This is a genomic window from Microbacterium umsixpiens (assembly GCF_053543675.1).
Map to the genome: position 1 here is coordinate 20,637 of NZ_JBLVOH010000075.1, position 3,936 is coordinate 24,572.

At 67.7% G+C, this 3,936-nt stretch carries 3 protein-coding genes; 1 reads left to right on the top strand and 2 read right to left on the bottom strand.

What is annotated here, in order from left to right:
* Positions 1 to 13: 13 nt before the first annotated feature.
* Positions 14 to 1,474: an MFS transporter gene (locus ACNPM4_RS07800; protein WP_448985313.1), complete on the bottom strand. Its 1,461-nt coding sequence runs from the start codon at positions 1,472 to 1,474 to the stop codon at positions 14 to 16.
* Between the two features lie 147 nt (positions 1,475 to 1,621).
* On the opposite strand from ACNPM4_RS07800, the gene ACNPM4_RS07805 reads away from it, so the two are divergent.
* Entirely contained in the window at positions 1,622 to 2,119 is a 498-nt protein-coding gene (locus ACNPM4_RS07805; RefSeq protein ID WP_372467369.1) for a metallophosphoesterase family protein, read from the top strand.
* 39 nt (positions 2,120 to 2,158) lie between these two features.
* On the opposite strand, the gene ACNPM4_RS07810 is transcribed toward ACNPM4_RS07805, so the two are convergent.
* Positions 2,159 to 3,898: a glycoside hydrolase family 35 protein gene (locus ACNPM4_RS07810; protein WP_448985314.1), complete on the bottom strand. Its 1,740-nt coding sequence runs from the start codon at positions 3,896 to 3,898 to the stop codon at positions 2,159 to 2,161.
* Between the last annotated feature and the right edge of the window lie 38 nt (positions 3,899 to 3,936).

Consider the following 3,936-nt stretch of genomic DNA (forward strand, 5'->3'; position numbering starts at 1 on the left):
CCGCTCTCCGTGATCAGAGCTCGACGGCGGCGGCGACCCCGAGGTCGTCGTCGTAGTCGTGGTCCTTCGTCTCGGGGGAGAGGAGCAGTGCGACGAAGGTCAGCACACCCATCGCGGACAGGTAGAGGCCCACCAGCCACGGGGCGCCGTCTCCGAGCGACCACAGCCAGAGCGCGATCAGAGGTGCCACAGCCGCGCCGAGGATCGACGACACGTTGTAGGCGATCGCCGACCCCGTGTACCTCACGTTCGTCGGGAACAGCTCGGGGAGCAGCGCGCCCATCGGGCCGAACGTCGCCCCCATCAGCATGAACCCGAACACGAGGAACGCCTGAGCGAGTGCACCGGTGAACTTCGGGTCGACGGCGGGGAGGAGGAACGTGTTGAACGTGAAGCCGAACACGATGATCGCGCCCGTGACCCAGAGCAGCAGCTTCCGGCGTCCGACAGCGTCGGCGATCGGCCCGGAGAGCAGCGTGAAGATCCCGAAGAACACCACGCCGATGATCTGCATCAGCACGAAGTCGGTGTAGCCGAATCCGAGGCCGGGGTAGAACTGTGCCGCGAACTTGGTCGGGTCGAACGGTGCGCCCGTCGCTTCGGCTGCGGCTTTCGCGGCGGCCGAAGCGGTCTCGAGCGACGCGGGCTTGGTGCCGTAGGCGAGCGTGAAGTTGGTCATCAGATAGAACAGCACGTAGGTCGCCAGCATGATGAACGTGCCGAGGATCAGCTGCTTCCAGTGGTGACGGAACACCGTCGCGAGCGGGAGCTTGCGGATCACACCCTTCGTCTCGGCCTTCTTGAACGTGTCGGACTCGACGAGCTTCAGTCGCACCCACAGGCCGATGATCACCATGACGGCCGAGAAGAGGAACGGGATGCGCCAGCCCCAGGAGAGGAACGCCTCGGACTTGAGGACCGGGTTCTCGGCGTGCGGCAGCAGCCAGTTGATCGAGAGGAAGAGGAAGTTGGCGATGATGAAGCCGAGCGGTGCACCCAGCTGCGGGAAGGTGCCGTACCAGGCGCGCTTGCCCTTCGGGGCATTCTCGGTGGCGACCAGCGCCGCTCCCGACCACTCGCCACCGAGCGCGAAGCCCTGGGCGAGACGCAGGATCAGCAGCAGCAGCGCCGCCCACCAGCCGATGTCCTGGTAGGTGGGGAGCAGGCCGATCACGAAGGTCGCGATGCCCATCGTCAACAGCGATGCCACGAGAGTGGCCTTGCGGCCGAACTTGTCGCCGAAGTGGCCGAACACCACGGCGCCGATGGGGCGCGCGACCATCGCCGCACCGAACACGGCGAACGACGAGAGGAGCGAGGTGGTGTCGTCTCCGGTCGGGAAGAACAGCACAGGGAACACGAGAACGGCCGCCGTCGCATACGCGTAGAAGTCGTAGAACTCGATGGTCGTGCCGACCAGACTCGCGGTGATGACGCGCGAGCGCGGGTTCGCGGGCGCAGTGGCAGTACTCATGAGGCTCCTCCGTTCAGCCCCTTTGGTATACCGGGGACTCGGCGAGTTTACGCCTTCCTGAGTGTTGGCTGTGTACGCGTTTCGCGTGTCATCCCGCGCGCGATGCCGTTGCATAGAGTCGGAGGCGGCGCAAGACGGGGAGGAACGATGACCACGAGGATGCTGCTCCTGGCCGACACCCACGTGCCGAAGCGGGCGAGAAGGCTGCCGGATGCGGTGCTGCAGGCGGTGGACGATGCCGAGATCGTGGTGCACGCGGGCGACTGGGTCGACGAAGCGACGCTCGATCTGCTGGAGTCCCGGGCGCGAGTGCTGCACGGAGTGTTCGGCAACAACGACGGCCCCGAGCTGCGGGCACGCCTGCCGGAGGTCGCCCGGTTCACGGTCGAGGGCGTCGATATCGCCGTCGTGCATGAGACGGGGGAGTCCCGCAGGCGCGAAGAGCGGATGGACGAGGCGTACCCCGGCATCGATCTCCTCGTATTCGGGCACTCGCACATTCCCTGGGACACCGTGTCCCCTGCGGGCCTGCGACTGCTCAACCCCGGGTCGCCCACGGACCGCCGTCGGCAGCCGGCGTGCACGATGATGTGGGTCACGATCGAGGGGACGAATGTGGACGCGACGCTGGTGCCGCTGCCGTGAACCATCCGCCCGTCTACCGCGCTCCGATGCGCTCCCGCGTCACTCCTCCGTGACGCCGAGCGCCGGTGCCTCGACGAAGCGGGCGACGGGTGCCAGGACCTGCTCGAGTTCGAGAACGACGAGCCGGTTGCCGCCGGTGCGTGTCGCCGGGGCCGGCACGTAGAGCGTGCGCTGCGGCCCGTTGCGCCAGTAGCGGCCGAGGAAGAAGCCGTTGACGAACGCGTATCCCTTGCTCCACGGTGCGGTGTCGAGAAAGAGGTCGCTCGCGGTGTCCAGATCGAACTCGGCGGTCCAGGCGAGGGGGCTGCCGGGCACCTCGTCGCGCGCGGTGAGCGCGGCGGCGATGGTGCCGGCGATGGCGGCGACGTCGAGCGGTGTCGAGCGCCACCCGGTCACGACTGTGCCGTCGAGAGTGACCGCGCCGATCAGACCCTTCTCCTCGCCGAGACGGTGGTCGTAGTTCACCCGGCCCTGGTCCTCGACCAGGATGCTGAGGGTGCGGCCGGCCGGAATGCGGATCGCACGGTCATGCCGCGTGCGGGAGAGCGTGCCGACGGCGACGCCATCAACGCTCACCCAGGCGAGGTCGCGCACCTCGTCGATGAGCAACTGGCCGCCCTTCCCGTCCGGGAGGTCGACGTCGTATCGCACCAGCGCGCTCAGATGCCCGAGGGCGTCGAAGCTCTGCGGCTGTGCGGCGACCGCACCGGATCCGGCAGCATCCGTCCACGCCCCGACGGGGGAGAGGGAGACTTCGAGCGCCGGTGCCGCGCTCGCGAAGGCTGGCACCTCTTCCGGCACCGGGGCGTACTTCGCGATCACCTCTCGGAAGGCGAAGAACTTCTCCGTGGGGGTGCCGGCCTCGTCGAGCGGCGCGTCGTAGTCGTAGGAGGTCACGAGCGGCAGGTAGCGACCTTTGTCGTTCGCGCCGTTGGTGAGCCCGAAGTTCGTGCCGCCGTGGAACATGTAGATGTTGACCGATGCTCCGGCGGCGAGCAGGGCGTCGAGGTCGGCTGCGGCAGCGGTGACGTCGGTCGTGTGATGCACTCCGCCCCACCAGTCGAACCAGCCGTCCCAGAACTCCGAGCACATCAGGGGTCCCGTCGGCTGGTGCCGGCGCAGAGTCGCGAGGCGTTCCGCGCTGCGGGATCCGAAGGAGCCGGTCTTGTGCAGCTCGGGGAGGCTGCCGTCGCTCAGCATCTGATCCACGGGTTGATCCACGGTCGTGAGAGGCACCGTGATGCCGGCGTCCCGCGTGACGGCGACCAGTGCCTCGAGGTAGGCCTTGTCCGCTCCGTAGGCGCCGTATTCGTTCTCGATCTGCACGAGCACGACGGGTCCGCCCCGGTCGATCTGGCGCGGCGCGACGATGTCGTACACGCGTCGCAGGTAGGCGCTCACCTCGACGAGGAAGTCGGGAGCCGACGATCGCAGGTTCTCCATGCTCCCGGTCAGCCACACCGGCAGACCACCGTTGTGCCACTCGGCGCAGATGTAGGGACCCGGGCGCACGATCGCATCCAGACCCTCGGCATGAACGAGGTCGAGGAAGCGTCCGAGATCGTTCCACCCGGTCGTGTCCCACTCGCCGCGCTGCGGGGCGTGCGAGTTCCACGCGACATACGTCTCGATCGTGTTCAGGCCCATCAGCCGTGCCTTGCGGATGCGGTCCTGCCACAGGTCCGGGTGCACGCGGAAGTAGTGGATGGCGCCGGAGATCACCTGATGCGGCTGACCGTCGCGGAGGAAGTCGGTGTCGCCGAGAGAGAACGTGGTCACGTGTCGGAGTGCTTTCGATCGAGGAGCTGAGCCGGCCC

Coding starts and splice junctions, on each gene's coding strand:
- ACNPM4_RS07805 (WP_372467369.1), top strand. CDS start 1,622: ATGACCACGAGGATGCTGCTCCTGGCCGACACCCACGTGCCGAAGCGG.
- ACNPM4_RS07800 (WP_448985313.1), bottom strand. CDS start 1,474: ATGAGTACTGCCACTGCGCCCGCGAACCCGCGCTCGCGCGTCATCACC.